The organism is Kutzneria kofuensis (genome assembly GCF_014203355.1).
Lineage (GTDB): Bacteria > Actinomycetota > Actinomycetes > Mycobacteriales > Pseudonocardiaceae > Kutzneria > Kutzneria kofuensis.
This window is the reverse complement of sequence record NZ_JACHIR010000001.1, coordinates 1,075,055-1,099,596: the sequence shown is the minus strand read 5'-3', so window position 1 is coordinate 1,099,596 and position 24,542 is coordinate 1,075,055. Positions and strand designations below refer to the sequence as shown.

Below are 24,542 nucleotides of genomic sequence, written 5' to 3'. Positions count from 1 at the left end.
CGACTAGTCGTCGCTAGGACTGCTCACTAGATCCGCGGGTGTCGACGGCGGTGGCGCGTCGTCGACACCCGCGGCTTTCCCCGGGAACCGGGGTCACACAGAGATGGAGGAACACAGCCGTGGTGCTGGCCGCGGGTCCGCTGAACGGAAGGGTCCAGGCACTGAGCCGATACCGGCTGGAGACTCCGCTCGTCGCCCGGGTCACGGGACTGCCGGCGTCGGTGCTCCAGGAACTGCGCCTGGAGGAGTCGTGGGAGCTGGTCGAGAAGATCATCGACCTCGACCGGGGCCTGGCCGTCGCGGCGGAAGTGCTCGAGCAGGCGCTGTTCGACGTCATCGGGACCCTGTCGGAGTCCCCCGTCAAGCCGCGGGTCGTGGCGTTACGCCGGGCGATCCACCAGGTTCGGGCGCCGCGCAAGGGGGAGTGGAACGAGGAGGTGACGCAGGCGCTGCCGGCCGACCTCGTCCTGGACCTCGAGCGCTGGCTGGCCCTGCTGGGGGATCGGGACCGGTGCCGCGCGAGGCTGCCGCAAGCGCTTGCCGACGACGTCGAGCGCAAGCAGGAGCCGCTGCGCCGCGCCTGCGCTCACCCGCTGTTCCAGAACGCGTTGCGCCGGGCCAGCCCGGCGTTGTTCGCGGAGATCCACAAGTGGCTCGCCGACGACGGACGCAGGCTGCGGCGACGCACCATCGTGGGTGTGGCGCGCTATCTGTCCCGGGCGGCGGCCAAGACCAGTCCGTACAGCACGTTCACCACGAGCGTGCTCGGCGACTGGACCGACCGGGGGCCCGCGGTCGGTGTCACCGGAGACCTGGCGGTGCGAGGGGTGCTCGAACTCGACCGCGGGGTGCTCGGCCGACTGGTCCGCGAGTTGGCCGGCCGACCGGCCCTCGGGGACGGCCTGCCCGTCCGCCTCAACCCGAGCACGCTGGTCACCGACGACTCCGTGAGCTTCATCGGGCCCCGCCCGGATGAGTCGATCATGAGGGTGCCGATGTCGCCCGCGCTCGCCGAGTGCCTGCGGACCGCCCGCCAGGAGGGCGACCGCCGGACGGTGGCCGAGCTGGTGGCGCTGCTGGCCGCGCAGACCGGCGCCGACCCGGCGCAACTGCGCCCGTTCCTCGACCGGCTGGTGGAGATCGGGCTACTCGAACGGCGGCTCCCGGTCGTCGACCAGTCCGAGCGGCCGCTGGCGGAACTGCTCGCCTGGCTGCGGTCGGCGGGCGCCGACGACGCCGTCGGCCCGGAGGTCGTGGACCTGGTGGAGCAGCTGCGGGCCGAGCTGAACCGTCCGTTCGCATTGGACGTCCAGCCGACCAGCCGGGACGTGCCCGCGGAGCAGGTGAGCGCCGTCGCGGCCCGCCTCGACCTGCCGGAGCCGACGATCGAGCGGATGCGCAAGGGCGCCACCCACGAGACGTCGATGTTCCCGCACGCCCGGCTGGAGTGTGCCCTGCCACGGTGGCGGCCGGCGTTGGACGACCTGGATGTCGTGCGGCGCTGGCTGGCGCTGCACGACTGGCTGCTGCCGACCCGGCTGTCCATCGCCAGCTATGTCGGCCGCCGGTTCGGCCCGGGCGCGAGAGTGCCGTTCCTCGTTCTGCACCAGGCGATCCAGCAAGATCTCCGCCGCCCCGACGACGAGTGCGAGCCGTGGCTGGCCGAGCTGCGTCCCCTGATCCGGCTCAGCATTCCGGCGCCGCCCGCCTACCTGGAGCGGTCCGGCGTGCCCCGGATCGAGGAACTGCACCGGCTGCGGGTGCGGTCCTTCGACTTCATGCTGTCGGCGACGGACGACACCGGCGTGGCCCGGGTCGCTCCGCAGGCTCTGGCCCGGCTCGTCGACAGCTGGCCCTCGTGGGTCCGTGCGCCGGGCTCGGTCGCCTGCTACGTGCAGCCGTACCTGACCGGTGACGACCTGAGGCTCGCGGTCAACATGGTGGGCGGCGGCTACGGGCGGGGCCGCAGCCGATGGCTGCGGCTGGCCGCCCAGGCCGGCGCGGACCAGCCGACCCCGGCCCGCCAAGCCCCGGCGCCGTCGCGGATGCGGGGCACGGATCCGGTGGTGGTCGAGATATCCGGCGTCTTCGACTACTCGGTCAACCTGCGGGCGCCGATGGCCCCCTACGAGATCGACTACCCGTTCACCACGAGCGACCGGCCCGACGGTGAGCGGATCCCGTTGTCCGACCTCACCGTGGTGCACGACGCCGAGACCGACCTGATTCGGCTGCGCTCCAACCGGCTCGGCGTCCACGTGTTGCCGGCCCACCTGGGCATGCTCGGGGACACGTTGCTGCCGCCGGCCGCCCTCCTGCTGTTGTCGGCGTTCGGCCCGTCGCACCTGGTGCACGCCGCCTACTCGCCCGTCTATCCGCTCGACGCGCCGGACGTCGTTCCCCGCCATCTGCCCCGGGTCGAGGTCGGCCGGGTCACCCTCCAACGGGCCCGCTGGTTCGTTCCCGTCGCCGAGGTGCCGGCTCGGGCCGCCGGCGAGGACGACGCGAGTCTCCTGCTCCGCATGGTCGCCTGGCTGCGCGCGTCCGGCATCCCGCAACGCTGCTATGTGCGCGTGATGGATCCCGACGCGGACTGGCGCAGCCAGTTCTTCTCCAAGGCCCGCAAGCCGATGTTCGTGGACTTCGCGAACTTCTTCCTCGGCGCGGCCTTCGAGCACATGCTGAAGGACCGCGGCGGGCTGGTGATCTTCGACGAGGCATTGCCGCCACCCGAGGGCGGGTGCGGGCTCGATCCCGCCGACCCGCGCGTGACGGAGTTCATCATCGAGTTGTCCGCGAGTGAGGTGTGAGTGAGCGGGCATGACTGGGTCAGCGCCCACGTGTTCTACCACGGAGATCTTGACGTCCTGGTCGGGGAGTTGATCTCCCCGCTGACCAGGGAACTGACGCGGCGAAGACTGGCACGGCAGTTCTTCTTCCTGCGCTACTGGGACGGCGGCCCGCACGTTCGCCTGCGGGTGCGCCCCGCGCGGGGCCGGTCCGGCGTCGAGGTGCGGGAACTGGTCGAGCGACGCTGCGACGAGTACCTGCGACGACGCCCGGCGCCGGACCGCCTCGACGAGAAGGAGTACGCCCGCTCCGCCGCCCACATGGCGCAGTGGGAGGCGACGACGCCGCTGCCCCGCATGTACCCGAACAACTCGGTGGTGTTCATCCCGTACGTGCGGGAGGGTCACCGGTTCGGCGACGGCAAGTCCATTCTGGCCATCGAACGGCATTTCGGCGAGTCCAGCCAGATCGCGCTGGAGATGCTGGCCGCGCGGCCGTCCCCCGATCAGCGAGCCACCCTCGCGTTCTGCCTGATCCTGCTGACGTGGTTCCTGTGCGTGCCGGAATCGGCCCAGCTGCGGACGTATCTGGGCGTGTCCTCCGCGGGGCTCGCGACGCTGCCCCCGGGATGGGACAAGCAGGCCGTGAGCGAGATGGAGGAGCGGTACCGCCGGCAGTACGAGCGGCTGCACGCGATCGCCGAGCGGATGCGGGCCGCCACCTCGGTGCTGCACCTGTTGCCGCACAAGGGCACGAACACCCTGTGGGCACGGTCGGTGACGCGGGCCCGGGACGTGGTCGCGGACGAGATCGCGCACGGCCGGTTCGTGCCGCGGCGGCCGAACCGCGCCGGGGCCGTCGACACCCAGGCCGCGGTGCTGCGGGTGCTCGACCAGTGCGCACACCTGATGTGCAACCGGATCGGCCTGTCCATCGGCGGCGAAAGCGCGCTGCGGTACCTGGCCGGCCGGACCATCCACGACCTGACCAAGGAGAGCTGAGCCGTGCGGTGGCGCAGCGTGCACGTCTACTACTACGACGACGACAAGACCGGCCTCGTCCTGGACGCGGTGCGGCCGCTGTTCCGGCAGCTGCCCGCCGGCGTGCGGGCCTACTACGTGCCACACTGGCTGAAGGGACCGCATCTGCGGCTCAATTTCGAGGCCGGCCAACGGATGTACGACGAGTTCGTGCTGCCGGCGGTGCGTGAGGTGGTGGGCGGCTATCTCCGTGACCAGCCGTCCACCGCGATCGTCGACCCGCGGCAGTTGCACGCCCAGCACGCGCGGCTGGCCGAACTGGAACAGGAACGCGGCGACCTGGTGCCGCTGCGGCCGGACAACTCCATCCACGAGGCGGACTACGACCAGCGGCTGCACGTGCTCGGCACCACGGCCGCGGCCGACCTGCTCGCCGACTTCTACGTCGACACCACGCCGCTGGCCTTCGACATGACCGAAGCCCTGCGGGGCGGCCGGCAGCTGCTGCGACTGGGCTTCGACCTGATGGTGGCCACCGCGCACGCCCTGTCCGGTATCGGCTTCGCGCGGGGGTTCGTGTCGTTCCGTTCGCACGCCGAGGCGTTCCTGTCGTGGATGCCCGAGGGTGAGGGCCTGCGCCCGGCCTGGCAGCGGCACTACGAGCAGCATGCGGAAGCGCTGACCGGCAGGGTCCAGGCGGTGCTCGCCACCGTCGACGCCGCCGGGCCGTGCGTGCCGTTCGTCCGGCCGTGGGTGGAGGTGATGACGCCGTACTGGCGGCGTGGGGCGGAACTCATCGAATCCGACCTGCTCAGGTTCGCGGCCGGCCCGCGTTCGGACAGCGCCGAGTACGCCGAGCGAATGCGCCGCAGCCCGCTGCACCGGGCTCGCAAGGACGTCGTGGTGGACCCGGTCTGGTTCGCCAAGTTCCGACTGATGCTCAACTACACCTACCTGCACCTGACCAGGCTGGGGCTGGCCCCGGCCGAGCGTTTCCTGCTGTGCCATCTCGCGGCCAACGCGGCGGAGGACCTCTTCGGGCGACCGGCGGCCGAAGTGTCGCTCCCGGCGCCGGGCGACGCGGCCGACCCCCGTGAGCTCGTTCTGCGTGGTACGACGTGATCGACGGCCCCACCCACATGACGTTGTCCGAGACCGTGCGGCTGCTCCCCGGCGTGCACTGCGCCGTGGGCGAGGGCGGCGAGGTGTTCCTGGTCGCCCGTCCGCGCAGCGAGTCGCTGGGACGGCTGACCGCCGACCAGCTCGTGACCCTGCGCCGGCTGGCCACCGCCTGCACCGTGGACGACCTGCTGGACGACGGGCTCACCATGCCGCTGCTGGAACGGTTGCGGTCGGGGGGATGGCTCACGACCACGGTCTGGGGCAACGAGAACCTGCCGCTGTACACGTTGCGGCCACGCCGCCGGCGGCGCGGCGCCGGGCAGGATCCGGTGCCGGCCCGCGTCCTGCTGTCCCGCTTCGCCGTGCTGCGCCGCGACGGCGCGGACATTCTCGTCGAGTCGGCGGCGGCCACCTGCGACGTGCACATCCACGATCCCCGGGTGCTGGCGTTCGTGGCCGCAACGCTGACCCCGATGTCCCGCGTCGACGCCCCCGACCAGCTCTCCGCGGAGGTCGGCCGAAGGCTGGTCGTGGACCTGTGGCGGGAGGGTTTCCTCACGCACCAGCCGGACGCCGAGACCGAGGAGCTGCGCCTGGCTCAGTGGAGCGCGCACGAACTGTGGTTCCACCACCACAGCAGCAAGATCGACGGCACCGGCGGCACCTACTGGGCGAAGGGGCGGTTCGCCCCGCTGGCCGGACGCCACCGCCCCTTCGACGGGCCGGACGTCCCCCTGGCGAAACCGGACCTGGACCGGCTGCGCACGACCGACCCCACGCTCACGGCGGTGATCGAGGACCGCGGTTCGGTGCGGGAAGGCGACGAGGACAACCCGCTCACGCTCGACCAGCTCGGCGAGTTCCTCTTCCGCTGCGCGAGGGTGCGCGGCGTCGGCGTGCACGGCGGCCAGGAGATCTCCGACCGGCCCTATCCGGCCGGTGGCGGCCTGCACGAACTCGAGATCTATCCCGTGGTGCGCTCGGTCACCGGGCTGCACGCCGGGCTCTACCACTACGACGCCCACTCCCACCGGCTCACCCGTGGGCCGGCCCATCCGGCCCCGGTGCGGGCACTGCTGAAGTGGGCCGGCCTGCCGCAGGTGCTGCTCGTGGTCACCGCCCGGTTCGGCCGGTTGATGTGGAAGTACGAGGGCACGGGGTACGCCCTGATGCTCAAGCACGTCGGCGTGCTGTACCAGAACATGTACCTCGTCGCGACCGCGATGGGGCTGGCTCCGTGCGCGATCGCGGTGGGAGCCGCCGATTTCTTCGCCGAGGCGACCGGCCTGGACCCGATGACCGAATCGAGCGTGGGCGCGTTCACGTTGGGCAGCCGGCGGCCGTCGCCGTCCACCGGCGCCGACCGGGAAGGCAGGCCCTGATGAAACCCCAACTCGCCCGGGACGCGTACTTCGCGCCGGTCCCCGACGGGGTGTACTGGCTCACCAACAAGGGACCGGTCACGCTGACCGGCAAGACCATCGCCGCGTGGATCGACCGGCTGGCCCCGTTCCTCGACGGGCAGCGGTCCCTGGACGAACTCGTCGCGCACCTGCCGGTGGACCGGGGCGCCTTCGTCAGCGACGTCGTGCGCACCCTGCACGAGCGCGGGCTCGTGAAGGACGTCTCGGCGCGCGGCCTGCCGCCGGACCAGGTGCTCGCGCCGCACGCGGCCGAGGTGCACTTCATCGACGACTTCGTCGACACCGCCGTCGTGCGGTTCGTCCAGTACCGCAACTGCCCGACGGTGTTGATCGGCGCCGGCCGGAGCCTGGTCGCCTGCGCGGCCGCCGGGCCGCGGTCGGGCATGGACAACGTGACGGTGGTGGTGACGGACGACTGCGCGACCGATCTGGACGAGCTCACGGGCGTGCTCGGGGGTTCCCGGCGCCGCGGGGCCGACCGGCTGGTGGTCGGCGAGCCCGAGCCGGACCGGCTGGAGCGAATGGTCGCCGACGCCACCGTGGTCGTGCATGTCTCGGACAGCGAATCGCCGGCCCGGACCCGGCTGCTGACGCGAATCTGCCGGCACAGCGGGACCCGGCTGGTGCAGGTGGTCATGACCGGCGCTGAGGCGTGGATCGGTCCGCTGCCGTCGACGGGCCGGGCCGGTTGGGACGACGCGCGGCTGCGGCTTTCGCTGCCGGAGCGGGAGGACAGCGCCGAGCCGGCGCCGCCGGACGTCGCCGCCGTGCTGGCCGATCACGTGGTCCACCGGGTGTTCCGCGAGGTGACCGGTCTCGTCGACACCGACGATGTCGGCCCCCGGCTGGCTCGGTTCGACCTGCGGACCCTGAGCACGACGTACCACAGGGTGCTGCCGCATCCGTTCGCCGGTTCGGCGCGGCCGCAGACGGCCGACGAGTTCCGGCACACCGTCAACCAGTTGAGCCGTGGGCCCCGGCTGGACGAGGAGACGTTCTCGCGCCGGGCCGCCGAGCTCGTCGACGACCGTCTCGGGCCGTTCCGGGCGATCGGCGAGCGGGACTTCGCCCAGCTTCCGCTGCACGTGTCCGAGGTGACCGTCGCGGACCCGCTCGGCCTGCTGGGCGAGCGGCGCGCACCGGTCCCGGTGATCGCCGCCGGCCCGGACTTCGCCGCCGCTCGCCACCGTGCGGCGGTGCGGGCGTTCGCCGTCCACGGGTCACTGTTCGTCGATCCCCGTCGGCTGCTGGCCGCGTCCGACGAGCCGACCGGCGGGGACGACCCGGCCGAGGGCCTCGTCGCTCTCACCGCCGGCGAGCCGAGGGGCCGGGTGTGGGGAACGCGCCTGACCGACGGCGAACCGTGCGAGGTGCCCGTCGAAACCGTGTTTCCGGTGCTGCGTTCCCGATCGGTCCGGGCCGCCTTGTCCGCCGGGGCCACCGCGGGGTACGACTGGGCCGAGGCCGTGACCGCTGGCGTCGCCGGGCGCTGCCTCGACCTGACCGTCGCCGAACTCGCCGGAGCCGGCCGGCAGCCACTGTCCGTTGTGGACATTCGGTACACGTTCCTCGACGAGATCGGCCAGCGCTACCGTCGGCTGCTGGCGGCGCTCGACGCGGCCGTGTGGGTCTACGACGCCACCGGATCGCTCGATGTCCCCACGTACGCGTTCTGCCTCGGCACCGAGACCGTGTGCTACACCAGCGCTCCCCGGGTGACCGACGCGCTGCGCGACGGCCTCGAACAGGTCCTGCTGGCCTGCCAGGCCCGCATGCACGGCCAGAACGCCTACGCGCCGCCGCCGGTGCCACAACTGCCGCCGCGGCTGCGCGGTGACGAGCCCGCCCGCCAACGACCGGACACCGGGCTGCGCAACATGGTCGAAGCGCTGTGCAGCAACGGCCGGGTCCCGGTCGCGGTGCCCCTCGACCACGATCCCGAGATGAGTGAGGTCATGCCCTACGCCGTACAGGTGGTGCTGCGATGAGCCCCCGGGCGCGCGTCGGTCTCAGCGGTTCCGGCGCGTTGCACGCCGTGATCGGGAAACTCCTGGCCGACCAGGCCGGGCTCGTGCCCGTCACCGTCGACGACCCGGCCGACGGGCTCGACCGGGTCCGGGCACTCGTGCTGGCCAGCGACGCCTGGGACACCCGGGCCCACGCCGCTGCCCGGACCGCCTGCGCCGAGGCGGGAATTCCCTGGCTTCCGGTCTTCACCAGGCTCGGGCACGCGGTGATCGGGCCCGTGACGCGGCCCGGCGTGGCGGGCTGCGCGAGCTGCGCCGACCTGCGCGCCGCCAGGGCCCGGCAGCGAGGGGCGGAACTCGACGCGGTGTGGGAGCGCAACGCCGACGCCTTCGTGAGCCGTCCGTCCTCCTGGCTCACGGCCCTCGGCTGTCACGCCGTCGCCGCCCTGGCGGTCGAGGAGGTCCGGCGGCTGGTCGACGGCTCCACCCTGCCCCGCACCGACAAGGCCGTGCTGCATCTGCACCTGGCCGACGTCACCGTCACCACGCACACGTTCCTGCCCGATCCGCTGTGCCCGGCGTGCGGCTCCCTGCCCGACGACACGGCGGAGGGAGCCGAGATCACCCTGTCCCCGCGACCGAAGCCGGCGCCGGACACCTACCGGCTGCGGTCGGTCGCCGACGAGCGTGACGAGCTGATCCGGACGTACGTCGACGGCGAGACCGGCCTGATCCGGGCGGTGGACATGGGGGACGAGGCCGGGATCGCGGTCGCGGTGGCGTCGATGGGCCTGCGCGGCGGCGGGAACGGCGTGGAGTGGAGTTGGGGGCGCAGCGACAGCTATCGGACCAGCGAGTTGACCGCGGTCCTCGAATCGATCGAGCGCTGGGGCGGAATGCAGCCCGGGGGGAAGCGGACCACCGTGCGCGCCCGGTACGCGGAGGTTCGCGGGGAGGCGATCGACCCGCGTTCGCTCGGGCTGTACCCGCCGGAGCGCTACGGGCCGTCGTTCCCGTTCGCCCGGTTCGACGACGACCTGGAACTGGACTGGGTGTGGGGCTATTCCTTCGCCCACCGTCGTCCCGTGCTGGTGCCCGAGAGCTGTGCGTACTACGGCCTGCACCGCACCAAGCCGCGCGAACCCAAGATCGCCTTCGAGACCTCCAACGGGTGCGCGCTGGGTGGCTGCCTGGAGGAGGCCATCCTGCACGGGATCCTTGAGGTGGCCGAACGCGACGCCTTCCTGATGACCTGGTACGCCCGGATGGCGGTGCCCCGGATCGACCTGGACTCGGCCCGTGACCGCCGGATCCCGTTGCTGCGCCAGCGGATCGAGGACGAGACCGGGTGGCGGATCCTCGCCTTCGACACCACCGTCGAGCAGCGGATCCCGTGCGTGTGGCTGCTGGCGGTGAACTCGCCGGGTGGCGGCGACGTGGCCAGGACGGTGTCCACCGGCGGGGCGCACCTGGACCCGGAGCACGCGCTGCGCAATGCCCTGTTCGAGCTGGGGCCGGTCATGAGCGGCCTCAACCGGACGTATCTCGAGAACGCCGACCGCGCGCGGCGGATGGCCGAGGACTCGTCGCTGGTCCACCGGATGCCCGACCATTCGCTGCTGTACGCCAGCCCGGCGGTGTTCGACCGCTTCGACTTCCTGATCGCCTCCGCCGGCCGGCGCACGCTGGCGGAGATGGCCGCCGCCCGCCCGCCCGCCGACAATCTCGACCTGACCAGCGACCTGATCGACATGGTCGGGCGCTACCTCGACACCGGGCTCGATGTCGTCGTCGTGGACCAGACCACGCCGGAACACCGGGTCGGCGGGTTCAGCTGCGTCAAGGTGATCATCCCGGGGACGCTGCCGATGACCTTCGGGCACGAGTTCCGGCGGGTGCACGGCCTGCCCCGGCTGCACCGTGTCCCGCAGGCGCTCGGCTACCGCGATATGCCGCTGCGGCCGGAGGAGATCAACCCGTATCCGCATCCGTTCCCCTAGCGGCCGGCCCGGGCTCTGGCGGCCCTGCTTTCCGGCCCACGAGGTGGAAGACGCGGCTGAGTCCCCGGTACGGGTCGCGGCGGCTGGCTTCGAGTTCGACGGCGGCTATCCGCGGTGCGTCGGCGGGGTCGAGGTCGGTGCCGCTGAACTCGAACCAGTCGACGAACAGCCAGACCCCGTACCAGCCAAGGGGTTCGACACCCTGGCTCCGGAGGACGGAGCTGAGTTCCTCGACGGTGTCGGCGCGGCCGGGGACGCCGAGGACGCCGATCTCGGTACGGGAGTCGAAGGCGGCGAGGGCGTCGGCCCAGCGGCGTTCCATGGCGGGGCGGACGGCCATGGCGTGGGCGTTGGCGGTCATGATGGAGACGATGCCGCCGTCGGCGGCGCAGAGGCACAGCTGGTTGATGAGGGGCTCCGGGTGATCGAGGTAGCCCAGCACGCCGTGGCACAGGACGGCGGCGAAGCGGCGGCCGTCGACGGCCTGAACCGCGTTCTCGCCGTCGGCGTGCACGAAGGTGACCCGCTGCCGGACCTCGGACGGCAGTCGGGCGAGGCGCTCGCGGGCCTTGGCCAGCATCGCCTCGGAAGGGTCGAGGAGTGTCACGTCGTAACCGGCCTGGGCCAGCGGAAACGACTGGTGGCCGGCCCCGCCGCCGACGTCGAGAACAGGGGCGGGAGGGGGCGGCAGGTGATCGAGCAGCTGCCGGTGCAGCACGTAGGTCCGCACATACCCCTTCACGGAGGCGTAGGCCTCGTCGGCGAACTGGTCGGCCAGCTCGGCCCAGGTGTCATCGTTCACCCCACGATCGTGGCACTGGACCTCCAGCGCGCTGGATACTGCACAGTCGTGGGGTGACTGTGGCTACGGGGAGCGCGCTCTGGGCGCCGGACCGCCGCGCGGCGACCACCGGCCTGCTGATGCTGGTGACGCTGGCGGCGTTCGAGTCGATGGGCGTGACCACGGCGCTGCCGACCCTGGTGCACGACCTGCGCGGCGAGTCGCTGTACTCGTGGCCGTTCACGATGTTCCTGGCGACGCAGGTGGTCGGCAACGTGCTGGGCGGCCGGGTGTGCGACCGCCGCGGGCCGGCGCCGATGCTGATCGTCGGGCCGTTGCTGTTCGCCCTCGGGCTGCTGGTCGCGGGCACCGCCGGCGACATGACGCAGCTGCTGGTCGGCCGCGCGCTACAGGGTCTCGGCGGTGGCGCGGAGGTTGTCGCGGTGTACGTGGCGATCGCGAGGGTGTACCCGGAGCGGGACCGGCCGGTCGTCATCGGGGCGATGTCGGCGGCCTGGGTGGTGCCGTCGCTGGTCGGGCCGACCATCGCCGGCCTGGTCACGCAGTACCTCAACTGGCACTGGATCTTCCTCGGCCTGGTCCCGTTCGTGCTGACCGGGTGGGCGCTGGTGGTGCTCGTGGCCCGCCGGCTGCCGGCGTTCGAGCCGACGGACGGACAGCGCCGCCGAGGGCAGGTCGTCGCCGCCGTGGCGGCCGCGGTCGGGCTGGCGGTGCTGGGCTGGGCCGGTGATCACCCGGACGCCGTCGGCATCGCGGTCGTCGCGGCGGGGTTGGCCCTGCTGGCGCCGGCCGTGCTGGTGCTGCTGCCGAAGGGCACGGTGACCGCGCGGGTCGGACTGCCCAGCGCGGTGCTGGCCCGAAGCCTGATGTCCGGGGCGTTCATGGGCAGCGAGGCGTTCCTGCCGCTGGTGTTGCAGCAGGTGCACGGCTACCCGCCGGCGTTGGCCGGGGTGCCGCTGACCACCGCCGCGGTGGGCTGGGCGATCGGCTCGTGGCTGCAGGCGCGGCGTCCGGGCGTGAGCGAAGCCCTGCTCATGCGATGGGGCTTTCTCGGCATCACGTCCGGAGTGGCGCTGGTGACGCTGGTCGCGCCCGCATGGGGGCCGGCGTGGCTGGCGGGACCGGCGTGGGCTGTCTCCGGCATCGGCATGGGCCTGGCCACGTCGAGCGTGTCCGTGCTGGTGCTGCGCCTGTCACCGGAGACGGAACGCGGCTTCAACACGGCCGCGTTGCAGATGTCCGACCTGTTCGGGCAGTCCGTGCTCATCGGCCTCGGCGGTGTGCTCGTGGCCCTGCTCGGGCCGACCGCCGGCTGGACGCCCCTGAACGCCGTGCTCGTCGTGTCGACGCTGCTCGGCGGGCTGGTGCTCAGCCGGCGGGCCGCCGGATAGGCTCAGCGGCGGGTGCCCACGTGCGGCGACCCGGCCTCGCCGGTCTCCAGCATCTCCACCATCCAGTCGTTGTACTCCTCCTGCATGTCCGCCTCGGCCAGCTCGTCCACCTCCTCCTCGAGGTCCGCCGCCGACATCGCCCCCGCGTACCGGCGCGCCGGCAGGCCGTCCCGGTAGACCACGATCGTCGGCAGCGCCCGCAGGCCGTGCCGCTCCGCCAGGTCCCGCTGCTCCATCGCCTCCACGGTCCACACCGCGATCTCCGGCCGCTTCGCCACGAACGCGTCCAGCTCCGGCTGGAAGTTCTGGCAGGCCGGGCTCTCGGCGACCCGGAACACCAGCACCGCAAGGCCCTCGGCGAGAACGGCGTCGTGCTGGTCGGCGGACAGTGGCTTCATCATGCCGCCCACCGTACGACCCATCGCTCCACATCGGACGCTTCCACGCCTCGACGGTGCCCGTTCACCCCCCGAATTCGTGCCCGGTCGCCGAGCCGCTGGCCGGGAGTTCGAACAGGCCGCGGACGGCCATCGCGGAGGGTGCGCCGGCGGCCTCGTGACGTCACGATTCGGCACTGATGAGTGTACCTCGAATCTGCCAGCCGGCCGGCCTCACCGTCGTCGCGCCGAACGACACCGATCCCCGTGGCGTGACCAGCGACCCGAACATCACGCTGCCGTGGAACCTGGGGGCGGTGGACGACTCCGCTCAGCCGCACGGGCTGATCGTCGGCGCCGTCACCGCGGGCCCCGCGCCCGCTGACTGACGGGGTCGATCCTGCGGCGGAGCAGGCAGAACTCGTTGCCCTCGGGGTCGGCCAGCACGTACCAGCTCTCGTCGCCGGTCTGTCCGACGTCGGCGTGGCGCGCCCCGATGGCGAGCAGCCGCGCCAGTTCGTCCTCCTGGTCACGGTCGGTCGGGTTGACGTCGAGGTGCAGCGGCAGCTTCACCCGTGGGGCGTCGTTGGTCCGGTCGAAGACCAGCGTCGGCTGCGGGCCGCCGAACCCCGTGTCCGGCGGCCCGATCTCCACGGCGTTGCCCTCCCGGCCGATCACGACGTAGCCGAGCACCTCGGCCCAGAACGCCGCGAGCCGCTCGGGATCACGCGCCTCGACCACGATTTCGCTGATGCGGCAAGCCATCCCGCGTCCTCCCTCGCGTCCGGTCAGCGGCCGGATCCGTCCTGGCCACGATGTCGACGATCCGGTACGACAGTCTAGGCCGGTGCGGGGCACGGGTCTCGGGGATACCGGCCGGCCGGGGCACGCACCCGGACCGAACGCGCACGGTTTCCGGTCTGTTTCCGCGACCGATCACGGCGATCCTTGACCGGCCGCCGCGCCGGTCTGTGCGATTGCGCGCATGCGACTACCCGCTGAGAGCTCGCGCCTGGCGTTCGTCGCCGGGCACCTCAATCTGGTCACCGTGCCCGACCCGAACACCACCGGCACCACGAATTCCCTACCCATGCAGGGAACCGGTGAGGTTCTCGCCCGGATCCCCTACCGCTGCGCGGTGGGCTGAGCCATGGCGACCAAGAACGTCGACCTGGTCGTCCAGGGCGGTGGCGTCAAGGGAATCGCGGCGCTCGGCGCGATACTTCCGTTGTACGACGCGGGATACCGGTTCCACCGGATCGCCGGCACCAGCGCGGGGGCGATCGTCGCCGCGCTGGTCGCGGCGTACCAGCGGGCGGGGGAGGACCTGCACAAGCTGGAGCCCGTGATGCGGGAGATGGAGTACGCCGCGTTCAAGGACGACACGGTGCTGGAGCGAGTCGCCGGAAACGTGGGGCGCGGCATCGAACTCCTGCTGCACGACGGGATGTACAGCGGGGACTACCTGTACGAGTGGCTCGAACCGCTGCTGCAGGCCGTCGGCGTGACGACCTTCGGCGATCTCCGGCTCGACGACCCGGACGGCTCGATGTACGAGTACCAGGCCTATTCGCTGGTCGTCGCGGCGACCGACCTGTCCCGTCAGGTGCTGGTGCGGCTGCCGTGGGACTACGACCAGTACGACCAGCCGGCCGGCGAGCAGCGGATCGTCGACGCCGTGCGGGCCTCGATGTCGTACCCGTTCTTCTTCCGGCCCTACCAGTTCACCACCGGCAAGGGCGATCAGGTCACGTGGGTGGACGGCGGGCTGCTGGCCAACTTCCCGGTGACCCTGTTCGACCGCAACGACGGCCGCGCTCCCCGCTGGCCGACCTGGGCGGTCCGGATCAGCGCCACGCCGCCGTTCGTGGACAAGCCGATCACCTCCGCGCTCGGGGAGGCCAAGGGCATGATCGACACGTTCCTGTCGGTGTCGAACAACCAGTACCACCTCGACGACGAGGGCATCGGCCGGCGCACGATCGCCGTGGACACCACCGAGGTCTCGTCGATGGATTTCGGCATGACCAGGGAGCAGGCGCAGCTGTTGTTCGACCGCGGCCTGGCCGCGGGGAAAGCCTTCCTGGACAAGATGAACGGGTGATCGTCGAGCCGGGGCCGGCGTCGAAGCCGACCACCGAGGCCTGGTCGACGGCGGCCGGCAACACCACGATCACGTTGAAGGACGGCTCGACGCGGTCGGTCTCCGGCCAGTCGCTGTTCCACTGAGCGGGATCTCCACGGTGACGACGAGTCCGCCGTCCGGTCGGGGCCGGGCGGCGACTCGCCCGCCGTGGGCGGCGGCGATGGCCCGCACGATGGACAGACCGAGCCCGACGCCGTCCTTGGCGTCCGTCGCCCGGTGGAACGGCTCGAACAGCAGCGCCACCTCGTCGGCCGGCACGACCGGACCGGTGTTGGAAACGGTCAACTGCCCATGGGCGGTCACCCGGATCGACACGCTGCCGCCGGGAACGTTGTAGCGGGCGGCGTTGTCGAGCAGGTTGCGGAAAACCTGGCTCAGCAGCAACTCGTCGCCCAGCACCTCACACGGCTCGGTGTGCACGTCGATCGTCACATCGGACGGAGCATCGGTTTCCTCGACGGCGTTCTCGACGACGGTGTCCAGCCGGACCCGGTCGTGGCGTTCGAGTTCCCGCTCGCCGCGGGCGAGCTGGAGCAGGCCGTTGATCAACGCGATGGAACGGTCGTTGCTGCGCAACAACTCCTCCTTCGCCCGCCGCACCCGGTCCGGCTCCGTGGACGAGAGCCCGACCTGGATCACGGTACGCGTCACGGCCAGCGGAGTGCGCAGCTCGTGCGAGGCGTTGGCGATGAAGCGGCCCTGCACCTGGAACGCGTCGTCGAGCCGGGCCAGCAGCCCGTTGAACGTGTCCGCGAGCTCCTTGAGCTCGTCCTGCGGCCCGTCCAGCGCGATCCGCTCGTGCAGGTTGGCGGTGGAGATCCGCTGCGCCTGCGCGGTCATCGCGTGCACGCGGCGCAGCACCCGCCCGCTCAGCCACCAGCCGAGCACCCCGGCGACCGCGCCCAGCGCCAGGAACGTCAGCAGGGACTGCAGGAGCAGGCCGGCCAGCACGTCACCGAAGACCTGGTCGGTGTACATCCGCGGCACGGCGTTCGGGGCCGAGATGATCCGTGGGGACACCTGGTCGCGCAGCCCCAGGATGCGCTGCCGGTTCTGCCAGTAGATCAGGCCGACGACGATCAGGCTGGCGAGCAGGAACAGTCCGGTGTGGATGATCGTCAGCCGGGTCCGCAGCGCGATACGTCTCATGGGGTTTCCCTGCGCAGCCGATATCCCGCGCCGGCGACGGTCTCGATCACCTGCGGGTCGTCGAGCTTGGCCCGCAGCCGCGACATGGTGATGCGGACGGCGTTGGTGAACGGGTCGGCGTTCTCGTCCCACACGCCGCTGAGCAGCTCCTCGGCGCTGACCACGGCTCCGTCGGCGGCCATCAGCGCGTGCAGGACGCCGAACTCCTTGCCGGACAACGAAACGTAGCGGCCGTTCTGGAGAACCTGGCGCAGCGCGGTGTTCAGCTCGATGTCGCCGTGCCGCATCACCGGCGGCACGGCCGGCCGGGCGCGCCGGCCGAGGGCGTCGATGCGGGCCACGAGCTCGTCGAAGTCGAACGGTTTGGCCAGGTAGTCGTCGGCGCCGAGCCGAAGCCCGGCAACACGTTCCCGCACGTCACCCATCGCCGTGAGCATCAGGACCCGGGCCCGCAGCCCGTCGGCGACGATCTCCCGACACACGTCGTCGCCGTGCTGGCCGGGCAGGTCCCGGTCCAGCACGACCACGTCGTACTCGTCGGCGGCCAGCTTCTGCGCCGCGGTCAGCCCGTCGTGGGCGATGTCGACCGCCATCGCCTGCTGTCTCAGGCCCTCGGCGATGAAGGCCGCCAGCACGGGTTCGTCCTCGGCCACGAGCACGCGCATCTTCGACCTCCGCACCGTCGTTTTCGGACTCACCCTCGCACAACACTTGTTTCATCCGCATATCGACGCGGAGAGACGCCGGTGAAACGGGAGCTTCCCTAACGTTGTCCCCGTGCCCGCCGCCGGTGGGCGAACCGACAAGAAAGAGGTGTAGTCATGGCTGACACCACTCCCCGCCAGTACGACATCCCGCGCCAGTGGGTCACGCCGCGCATCGTGGTCGTGCCCCGCGTCACCCCGCGTGTCGAGGTCCGGCCGCGCAACTACCAGCGCTGACCTGGCCGACGGGCCCGCGGCACACCGCCGCGGGCCCGTCGCCCGTCCGAAACGGAGTGTGCACAGTGGATTCCACCACGCCGGTGCTGTCGACGCGGGCGGTGTTCCGCCGGTTCTGGCCGCTCACCCGGCACGACCGGCGGTGGCTCGCGGCCGGCGGCCTGCTGCTGGTCGGCGCGGCCGCCTGCGACTCGGTCGCGGTCACCATGTTCGCGACCATTGTGGACAGTTCGCTCAAGTCGGGTGACCTCGCGGCGTTCTGGCTGCCCGCGGGCGTCTGGGCCGGGGTCGCGGTGCTGTCCGGCCTGTTCGTGTTCGGCGGCGAGTACCTGACCGCCAGGTCCGGCGAGCGGTTCCTGCTTCGGTTGCGTACCAAGGTCTTCGGGCACCTCCAGCGGTTGACGCCGGACTTCTTCGAGCGGCGCCGGCTCGGCGACCTGATCGCCCGGCTCACCGACGACATCGACACCGTGGAGCGGTTCGTCAGCTCCGGCCTGGTGCAGGCGGTGACCGCGCTGTTCAGCGCGGTGTTCTTCGCCGGCTATGCGCTCTACCTGAACTGGGAGCTCGCGCTGGCGGCCTTCGTCGTCGCGCCGATCTTCGCGGCGATCACCCGACGGTTCGCCCGTCGCATCAACGACCGGTCGCGGGAGCGGCGTGCCCTGAACGGCGACATCACGGCGATCATCGAGGAGAACCTCGCCAATGTCGCCGTGGTGCAGGCGTACAACCGGCAGGAGACCGAGGAGAAGCGCCTGCTCGCGGCCGGAACCCGGATGCTCGGGGCCAACCTGTCGATCGCCCGGCTGGGCGCGTGTTACGCGCCGGTCGTGCACATCGCGGAGACGGCGTGCGTGCTCGGCGTCGTCGCGCTGGGCACCTGGGAGGTCGCCACCGGCCGGCTCAGCCTGGGCGGCGTGCTGGGGTTCGCCGCGATCCTCACGTACATCTACGGGCCGCTGCAACAACTCGGCCAGCTGCGGGTGATGGTGTCCGCGGCCACCACCGGCTCGGAGCGGATCGTCGAGCTGCTGGACGCGGAACCGCCGCTGGCCGATGCCCCGGATGCTTGTGCGCTGGCCCGGGCCACGGGACACGTGCGGCTGCGATCAGTGAGTTTTGCCTACCCGGAAGCGATCCGGCCGGCAATCGACCAGTTCACAGTGGACGTCCGGCCCGGCGAGCTGGTGGCGGTCACCGGCGCCAGTGGGGCCGGCAAGTCCACCATCGCCAAGCTGCTGTTGCGCTTCTACGACCCCGACACCGGCACGATCTCCCTCGACGGCGTGGATCTGCGTCGGCTGACCCTGGAGTCGTTGCGCCGCAACGTCGCCCTGGTGCAACAGGAGACCCTGATGTTCCACGGCACGATCCGGGACAACATCGCCTACGGCTCGGCCACGGCCACCGACCGGGACATCGTCGACGCGGCGATCGCCGCCGACGCGCACGGGTTCGTCACCGAGCTGGCGAACGGTTACGACACCGTCATCGGGCAACACGGCCACGGCCTGTCCGGCGGGCAGCGGCAGCGGGTCGCGATCGCCCGGGCCATGGTGGCCAACGCCCCGGTGCTCGTGCTCGACGAGCCGACGGCCGGCCTCGACGCCGAGGCCGTCGACCGCCTGATCAAGCCGCTGCGGCGGCTGACCGCCGGGAGGACGACTATCTTGATCACCCACGACCCACGGCTGACGGCCATCGCCGACCGGGTGCTGGTGGTGGCCGACGGCCGGCTGGCGCAACCCCAGGGGGCGCACCAGTGACCGTCCCGGGGGCGAGCGGGCCACTTTGGCGGCGAAGGTGGTTCCCGTAACCGATCGCCTGGTCGAAAGGGGTCCTACCGATGTCCTCCCTCCGTCGCATCTACCTCGTCCGCGGCCTGGTCGCGCTGGCCTGGTCCGCCGCGTTCGCCCTGGTGCACACGCCGCTGAGCAGTCTCGTCATCGCGCTGCTGGTGATCTACCCGCTGATCGACGTCGTGGCCACGCTGCTTGACGTCCGCGCCGGCACCCTGGGCCGCAAACTGCAGGTGTTCAACACCGCGTTGAGCGGCGCGGCGGCGGTCGGGTTGGGGTTCGCTGCCCTCAGCGGCGTCGGCCCGGTGCTGTTCGTCTTCGGCCTGTGGGCGATCGTGTCCGGCCTCGCGCAGCTCGTCGCCGCCCTGCGCCGCCGAGGCCCGGAGCTGGGACGGCAGTGGCCGCTGCTCATCGCCGGCACGCTGTCGGTGATCGCCGGCGGGAGCTATCTGCCGGTCGCCCTCGGCGACAACCCCTCGCTGACCGCGCTGATCATGTACACCGCCGCCGGCGGCACGTTCTTCGTGGTCCAGGCCGGCATCCTGGCCTGGAAGGCCCGCCGGGCCCGTGTGGCCGCCTGAGACTGGACCGAGCGGTACATTCGATACCGTGCTGACGAAAAAGGGCTCCGCGACGAGGCAGCGGATCATCGAGGCCGCGGCCACGGAGATCCGTGAGCGCGGCATCGGCAACGTGACCCTGGACGACATCGGCCGCCGCAGCAACACCGGCAAGAGCCAGCTGTTCCACTACTTCCCCGAGGGGCGGGAGCAACTGCTGCTCGCGGTGGCCCAGCGCGAAGCCGACCGCGTGATCGAGGACCAGCAGCCCTACCTGAGCGAACTGACGTCATGGGAGGCCTGGCGGCGGTGGCGCGACGTCGTTGTCGACCGCTACCGCCGGCTGGGGGTGAACTGCCCCCTGGGGGCGTTGATCACGGAGATCGACCGGCGCACCCCGGCCGCGCAGGAGGTGACCCGGCAGCTGTTCGTGCAGTGGCAGCGCCAGGTCGAGATCGGCATCCGACAGATGCAGGACCTCGGCGAGATCGACCCGGAACTCGACGCCCCATCCGCGGCGTCCGCCGTGATCGCCGCGATCCAGGGCGGCGTGGTGATCCTGATGACGACGGGCTCGGCGCGACATCTCGAGGCGGCGCTGGACTTCTGCCTCGATCACCTGCGCGGGGCCCAGTTGCGGCCGAGCGGAAAGCACTGAATCCATGCCTCCGGCCAACGTCGCGAAAAATGGACCCGCAAGTACAGAAGATCCCACGGATCCCGCCAGTTTTCGGTCGCATGTGGACGGTGCTGGGCCCGGGTAGGCTCGCCGACGTGCTGCTGGGACGACGACGCGAGCAGGAAACCCTCGACCGACTGCTGCGGGACGTCCGCGGCGGGCGGAGCCGGGTGCTGGTGCTGCGGGGCGAGGCCGGCGCGGGCAAGACCGCGCTGCTGGACTACCTGGCCGACACCATGCCCGGCGACAGCGTCTCGCGGGCGATCGGCGTCGAACCCGAGAGCGAGATCGCCTACGCCACGCTGCAACGGCTGTGCGCGCCGCTGATGGGGCACGTCGACCGGCTGCCCGAGCCGCAGCGGCAGGCGCTGGAGATCGGCTTCGGGCTGCGCTCCGGCCCCGCGCCGGACGTGCTGCTGATCGGGCTCGCGGTGCTGGGCCTGTTCGCCGAGGCGGCGGCGGAGCGGCCGCTGCTGTGCGTGGTGGACGACGTGCAGTGGCTGGACCGGATGTCCGAGGTGATCCTGACCTTCGTCGCGCGGCGACTCGACGCCGAATCCGTCGCCCTGGTGTTCGCCGCGCGCAGCCCCGGCGACGAGGAACTCCTCGGCGGGTTGCCGGAACTGCGGGTCGACGGGCTGCCGGACGGGGACGCCCGCGTGCTGCTCGACTCGGTGCTGCCGGGGCCGGTGGACGCGCGGGTCCGGGACCGGATCGTCGCCGATACGCACGGAAACCCGTTGGCGCTACTGGAACTTCCGCGCGGCCTCTCGCCGGCGGAGCTGGCCTTCGGCTTCGGTGGGCGGAATGCGTCGCCGATCGCCAACCGGATCGAGCAGGGCTTCCAGCGGCGCATCGCGGAGCTGCCGGCGGACACGCAGATGTTGTTGCTCGCCGCCGCTGTCGAGCCGCTCGGTGACGTGCCGCTGCTGTGGCGGGCGTTGGAGCGACTGAAGGTCGGGCCGGACGCCGCCGCGCCGGCCGAGTCCGCCGAGCTGATCCAACTCGGCGCCCGGGTTCGGTTCCGGCATCCGCTCGTGCGGTCGGCCAGCTGGCGGTCCGCCACACCGGCCCAGCTGCGCGAGGTGCATCAGGCCTTCGCCGACGTCACCGATCCGCGGCAGGATCCCGACCGGCGGGCCTGGCATCGGGCGCACGCCGCGGTCGGACTGGACGAGGAGGTTGCCGCCGAGCTGGAGCAGTCGGCCGATCGGGCCCGCGCTCGCGGCGGGCATGCCGCTGCCGCCGCGTTCCTCGAACGGGCCGCCGAGCTGACCGCCGACCCGAAGCCGCGCGCCGCCCGCGCCTTGGCCGCCGCGCAGGCCCGGTTCGCCGCCGGGGAACCGGGCAAGGTGCCGGAGTTGTTGGCAGCTGCGGAACTCGGGCCGTTGGAGCCGCTGCACCAGGCCGGCGTGGAGCGGCTGCGGGCCCAGGTCGCGTTCGCCGTCAACCGGGGGCGTGCCGCCGGACCGCCGCTGCTCGCCGCCGCGCAGCGGTTGGAAGGGCTCGATCTGGTCGCCGCTCGGGAGACGTATCTGACTGCGCTCGGTGCTGCTCTGCATGCTGGCGACGACCTGCGCCCGGCCGCCGAAGCCGGCCGGGCCTTGCCCGCCGGTGACGATCCGGCCGGGTTGCTGCTGACCGGGTTGTCGACGTGGGCGCTGGACGGCTACGAGCCGGCGTTGCCGCAGCTCACCCGCGCTTTGACCGAGGACCTTGGCCTGCTGTGGCTGACCGTGCCGGTGGCGCAGGAGGTGTGGGACGACGCCGTGTGGCATCGGCTCACCGCGTGGGCGGTCGGCGCCGCTCGTAGCGCCGGCGCGCTTTTCGTCCTGCCGACGACGCTGACCCTGCGCGCCGGCGCGCTGCTGGCCGACGCTCGGTTGGCCGACGCCTCCGCGTTGCTGGACGAGGCCCGGTCCATGCAGGAGGCCACCGGCCTCGCCGGCGATCCGTTCGCCGCCCTCACCCTGGTTTCCTTGCGGGGCGAGGAAAAGCCGGCGCTGGAGCTGATCGAATCCGTCAGCCGGGATGCCGGTGAGCGTGGCGAGGCTCGCGTGACGGCCATGGCCCACCACGCCCGTGCCCTGCTCAACAACGGCCTCGGCCGCTACTCGGCCGCAGCCTCCGCCGCCCAGCAGGCCACCGGGCACCTCGCCGTCACCCACTGGGCGCTCCGCGAGCTCGTCGAGGCCGCCGCCCACGCCGGCGAAACCGCCGTCGCCGCCGAGGCTCGCGACCGTCTCGCCGAACACACCCTTTCCGCCGGCACCGACTGGGCCCTGGGCACCCAGGCCCTCGCCGATGCGCTCGTTTCCCCGTCCGATGACAAGTACGAGGAGGCCATCTCCCGCCTTTCCACCGGCCGCCTCGGCTTTCTCGTCGCCCGCGCCCAACTCCTCTACGGCGAGTGGCTCCGTCGCTGCAACCGCCGCTCCGACGCCCGCACGTACCTCCGCCCCGCCCACGAGCTGTTTCAGGCCTGCGGCGCCGCGTCCTTCGCCGCCCGCGCCGCCCGTGAGCTCACCGCCACCGGCGAGACCGTCCGCAAACGCACCGGCCCCGTCAACGAGGAGGAGCTCACCCCGCAGGAGTCCCAGATCGCCCGTCTGGCCGTGGCCGGCAAGACGAATCCCGAGATCGCGGCGGTGTTGTTCCTCAGCCCGCGCACGGTCGAGTGGCACCTGCGCAAGGTCTTCACCAAGCTGGGCATCACGTCCCGCCGCGAGCTGGAAGGGGCGTTGGCTACCTAGCCTTCAACGCCGCCGCGAAGGACTTCCGCAGGCTCGCCGGCCCCACGATCGGCAGCGCGGCGGCGAGCAGGCGCTGCTTGAAGTTGTGCGGCTCCCGGGTCAGCTCGACGTCGACCCGCGTGCCGTCGCCGTCCGCGCTGAGCTGGAACACCCAGCCGCCGCCGGCCCCGAACAGCTTCGACTCGTGCGTGGACACGGTGACCCGCCCCTTGGCGGCGTCCCATTCGTACCGGGCCCGCTCCCAGGCGGCGGCGGTGCCTTCGGTGACCTCGGCCCAGGTGTCGCCGACCGCGTGCACCTGGAAGTGGTCGGTGTCGATCGACGGCCAGTTCTGCGCGCGGGCCGGGCCGAAGTCGGTGAGCACGGCCAGCGCCTCGGCCGGGCTGAGCGTGGAGACGAGGTGAAAACGGGTGACGGACATCGGATTTCCTTCCCTGGTCGGTGTGACGGGAAAATCGTCGCCCCGGACCCGGGTCGCTCGCCCCAGGGTGAGTCACCGGCCGACACCCTGGTGGCGTCAATTCGGACCGGGGTCGATGCCCGAACGTGCCGTTGCCGCTGGTGACGCCGTTCTCGGATAATGGGCCGAGTGGGTAACTGGGCTCTGGAAAACCGCGATGGCATCGCGGTTCTGACGTACACGCGGCCGCCGCGGAACTATCTCGACTTCGCCTCCATCGCCGAGCTCGGCGATCTGCTGGAGCGGGTCGGGAAGGATTCCGACGAGCTGAAGGCCGTGATGCTGACCGGCGGCGTGGACGGCTACTTCATCGCGCACGGCGACCTGGAGGACCTGCAGCGCCTCGGCCGCGGCGAGGGCGAGGACGGGCCGCCGGCCTGGCGGCGGGTCACCGACCTGGTGCGGGACATCCCGCAGCCGGTGGTCGCCGCCATCGACGGCCAGGCCTGGGGCGCCGGCAACGAGCTGGCCATCGCCTGCCAGCTGCGGGTCGCCTCGGAGCGGTCGCACCTGGGCAATCCCGAGGTGAACGTCGGCATCACCACCGGCGGTGGCGGCACGCCGCGCCTGCTCCGGCTGATCGGGCCGGGCCTGGCCGCCGAGGTCCTGCTGCGCGGCCGGGTGTTCCGCGCCGAGGAGGCGCTGCGGGTCGGCTGGGTCAACGCCGTGCTGCCGAACGAGGGCTTCGTCGACGCCGCCGTCGAGTGGTGCCGCAAGCTGGTGGAGCTGCCGACCGAGGCCGTCTACGCGACTAAGCGGGTCCTCGTGCGGTCGGCCGAGCTTTCCCTGGACGAGGGGCTCGCGCTGGAACTGGCGGAGTTCAAGCAGATCACCGGCAACAGCCCGGCCATGGACGCCCGCATCCGGCAGATCGCCGCGGAGTAGCGGAAATCACGTTCGGCCCGGCATGAACAGTCGTTCGTGCCGGGCCGACCTGTGTCCGGGGGACGAACGCGCAACCGAATCCGTCCGTCCGGCCATGTCCTCACTCGATCGACCGGCGATGCCCGGTCGCCTGCTAGCCTCGCAATAGATATACAGATATATGTATTGAGAGAGGGGAAGGTGACGGCAGGACAGATGACTCGACGGGGAGCGCTGGCGTTCGGTGCCGCGGCGGCCGGTCCGGGCGCGGCTGCGGGCCTCGGAGCGACGAACTCGACCGGCCGGGCCGCCGCCGCCCCGAAGAAGACCTTCGCGGC

At 71.8% G+C, this 24,542-nt stretch carries 21 protein-coding genes; 15 read left to right on the top strand and 6 right to left on the bottom strand.

Translation table 11 applies throughout. The features are described from left to right. The first annotated feature begins 119 nt into the window (after positions 1-119). The 6 genes from BJ998_RS05025 to BJ998_RS05000 are packed head-to-tail and all read left to right on the top strand — an operon-like array spanning position 120 to position 10,283. On the top strand, positions 120-2,810 hold the full coding sequence (locus BJ998_RS05025) for a lantibiotic dehydratase (protein ID WP_184858909.1): 2,691 nt from the start codon (positions 120-122) through the stop codon (positions 2,808-2,810). Beyond that, complete coding sequence (locus tag BJ998_RS05020) at positions 2,811-3,791, top strand: lantibiotic dehydratase C-terminal domain-containing protein (protein ID WP_184858907.1); 981 nt, start codon at positions 2,811-2,813, stop codon at positions 3,789-3,791. A 3-nt stretch (positions 3,792-3,794) separates the two neighbouring features. Next, entirely contained in the window at positions 3,795-4,892 is a 1,098-nt protein-coding gene (locus BJ998_RS05015) for a thiopeptide maturation pyridine synthase (protein ID WP_184858905.1), read from the top strand. After that, complete coding sequence (locus BJ998_RS05010; protein ID WP_184858903.1) at positions 4,889-6,274, top strand: SagB/ThcOx family dehydrogenase; 1,386 nt, start codon at positions 4,889-4,891, stop codon at positions 6,272-6,274. The genes BJ998_RS05015 and BJ998_RS05010 overlap by 4 nt, the downstream gene beginning before the upstream one ends. Then, positions 6,274-8,304 (top strand): YcaO-like family protein, encoded by a 2,031-nt coding sequence (locus BJ998_RS05005; RefSeq protein WP_184858901.1) that lies wholly within the window; start codon positions 6,274-6,276, stop codon positions 8,302-8,304. The genes BJ998_RS05010 and BJ998_RS05005 overlap by 1 nt, the downstream gene beginning before the upstream one ends. Continuing rightward, on the top strand, positions 8,301-10,283 hold the full coding sequence (locus tag BJ998_RS05000) for a TOMM precursor leader peptide-binding protein (RefSeq protein ID WP_184858899.1): 1,983 nt from the start codon (positions 8,301-8,303) through the stop codon (positions 10,281-10,283). The genes BJ998_RS05005 and BJ998_RS05000 overlap by 4 nt, the downstream gene beginning before the upstream one ends. On the opposite strand, the gene BJ998_RS04995 is transcribed toward BJ998_RS05000, so the two are convergent. Then, positions 10,255-11,085, bottom strand: coding sequence for a methyltransferase (locus tag BJ998_RS04995; RefSeq protein WP_184858897.1), 831 nt, complete (start codon positions 11,083-11,085; stop codon positions 10,255-10,257). The two genes, BJ998_RS05000 and BJ998_RS04995, sit on opposite strands and share 29 nt — an antisense overlap. A gap of 53 nt (positions 11,086-11,138) precedes the next feature. On the opposite strand from BJ998_RS04995, the gene BJ998_RS04990 reads away from it, so the two are divergent. Further along, positions 11,139-12,476 carry an MFS transporter gene (locus tag BJ998_RS04990; RefSeq protein WP_312889937.1) on the top strand — a complete coding sequence of 446 codons (1,338 nt, stop codon included), beginning with the start codon at positions 11,139-11,141 and terminating at the stop codon, positions 12,474-12,476. A 2-nt stretch (positions 12,477-12,478) separates the two neighbouring features. Here the strand turns inward: BJ998_RS04990 and BJ998_RS04985 are convergent, their stop codons facing one another. Then, positions 12,479-12,877 (bottom strand): thioredoxin family protein, encoded by a 399-nt coding sequence (locus BJ998_RS04985; RefSeq protein ID WP_184858895.1) that lies wholly within the window; start codon positions 12,875-12,877, stop codon positions 12,479-12,481. A gap of 176 nt (positions 12,878-13,053) precedes the next feature. On the opposite strand from BJ998_RS04985, the gene BJ998_RS04980 reads away from it, so the two are divergent. Next, entirely contained in the window at positions 13,054-13,242 is a 189-nt protein-coding gene (locus BJ998_RS04980) for a hypothetical protein (protein WP_184858893.1), read from the top strand. Here the strand turns inward: BJ998_RS04980 and BJ998_RS04975 are convergent. Continuing rightward, positions 13,214-13,618: a VOC family protein gene (locus tag BJ998_RS04975; protein ID WP_184858891.1), complete on the bottom strand. Its 405-nt coding sequence runs from the start codon at positions 13,616-13,618 to the stop codon at positions 13,214-13,216. The two genes, BJ998_RS04980 and BJ998_RS04975, sit on opposite strands and share 29 nt — an antisense overlap. A 220-nt stretch (positions 13,619-13,838) precedes the next feature. Between BJ998_RS04975 and BJ998_RS04970 the strand changes: the two genes are divergently transcribed. Then, the gene (locus BJ998_RS04970) at positions 13,839-14,000 is read left to right on the top strand and encodes a hypothetical protein (protein ID WP_184858889.1); all 162 of its coding nucleotides are present in this window, start codon (positions 13,839-13,841) and stop codon (positions 13,998-14,000) included. Positions 14,001-14,003: 3 nt separating this feature from the next. Beyond that, on the top strand, positions 14,004-14,957 hold the full coding sequence (locus tag BJ998_RS04965; RefSeq protein ID WP_184858887.1) for a patatin-like phospholipase family protein: 954 nt from the start codon (positions 14,004-14,006) through the stop codon (positions 14,955-14,957). A gap of 69 nt (positions 14,958-15,026) precedes the next feature. Here the strand turns inward: BJ998_RS04965 and BJ998_RS04960 are convergent, their stop codons facing one another. Continuing rightward, positions 15,027-16,148 (bottom strand): sensor histidine kinase, encoded by a 1,122-nt coding sequence (locus BJ998_RS04960; RefSeq protein WP_184858885.1) that lies wholly within the window; start codon positions 16,146-16,148, stop codon positions 15,027-15,029. Next, positions 16,145-16,813: a response regulator transcription factor gene (locus BJ998_RS04955; protein WP_184858884.1), complete on the bottom strand. Its 669-nt coding sequence runs from the start codon at positions 16,811-16,813 to the stop codon at positions 16,145-16,147. The genes BJ998_RS04960 and BJ998_RS04955 overlap by 4 nt, the downstream gene beginning before the upstream one ends. 341 nt (positions 16,814-17,154) lie before the next feature. Between BJ998_RS04955 and BJ998_RS04950 the strand changes: the two genes are divergently transcribed. The 4 genes from BJ998_RS04950 (at position 17,155) to BJ998_RS04935 (ending at position 22,880) form a co-directional block, all read left to right on the top strand. After that, positions 17,155-18,855 (top strand): ABC transporter ATP-binding protein, encoded by a 1,701-nt coding sequence (locus BJ998_RS04950; protein ID WP_184858882.1) that lies wholly within the window; start codon positions 17,155-17,157, stop codon positions 18,853-18,855. A gap of 80 nt (positions 18,856-18,935) precedes the next feature. Next, the gene (locus tag BJ998_RS04945; protein WP_184858880.1) at positions 18,936-19,469 is read left to right on the top strand and encodes a DUF308 domain-containing protein; all 534 of its coding nucleotides are present in this window, start codon (positions 18,936-18,938) and stop codon (positions 19,467-19,469) included. A gap of 28 nt (positions 19,470-19,497) precedes the next feature. Further along, the gene (locus tag BJ998_RS04940; RefSeq protein WP_184858877.1) at positions 19,498-20,106 is read left to right on the top strand and encodes a TetR/AcrR family transcriptional regulator; all 609 of its coding nucleotides are present in this window, start codon (positions 19,498-19,500) and stop codon (positions 20,104-20,106) included. 80 nt (positions 20,107-20,186) lie between these two features. Beyond that, the gene (locus BJ998_RS04935; protein ID WP_184858875.1) at positions 20,187-22,880 is read left to right on the top strand and encodes an AAA family ATPase; all 2,694 of its coding nucleotides are present in this window, start codon (positions 20,187-20,189) and stop codon (positions 22,878-22,880) included. Here the strand turns inward: BJ998_RS04935 and BJ998_RS04930 are convergent. Continuing rightward, the gene (locus tag BJ998_RS04930; RefSeq protein ID WP_184858873.1) at positions 22,873-23,301 is read right to left on the bottom strand and encodes an SRPBCC family protein; all 429 of its coding nucleotides are present in this window, start codon (positions 23,299-23,301) and stop codon (positions 22,873-22,875) included. The genes BJ998_RS04935 and BJ998_RS04930 overlap by 8 nt on opposite strands. A 168-nt stretch (positions 23,302-23,469) precedes the next feature. On the opposite strand from BJ998_RS04930, the gene BJ998_RS04925 reads away from it, so the two are divergent. Next, positions 23,470-24,225, top strand: a complete 756-nt coding sequence (locus tag BJ998_RS04925) for an enoyl-CoA hydratase/isomerase family protein (RefSeq protein WP_184858871.1) — start codon at positions 23,470-23,472, stop codon at positions 24,223-24,225. The last annotated feature ends 317 nt before the right edge of the window (positions 24,226-24,542 follow it).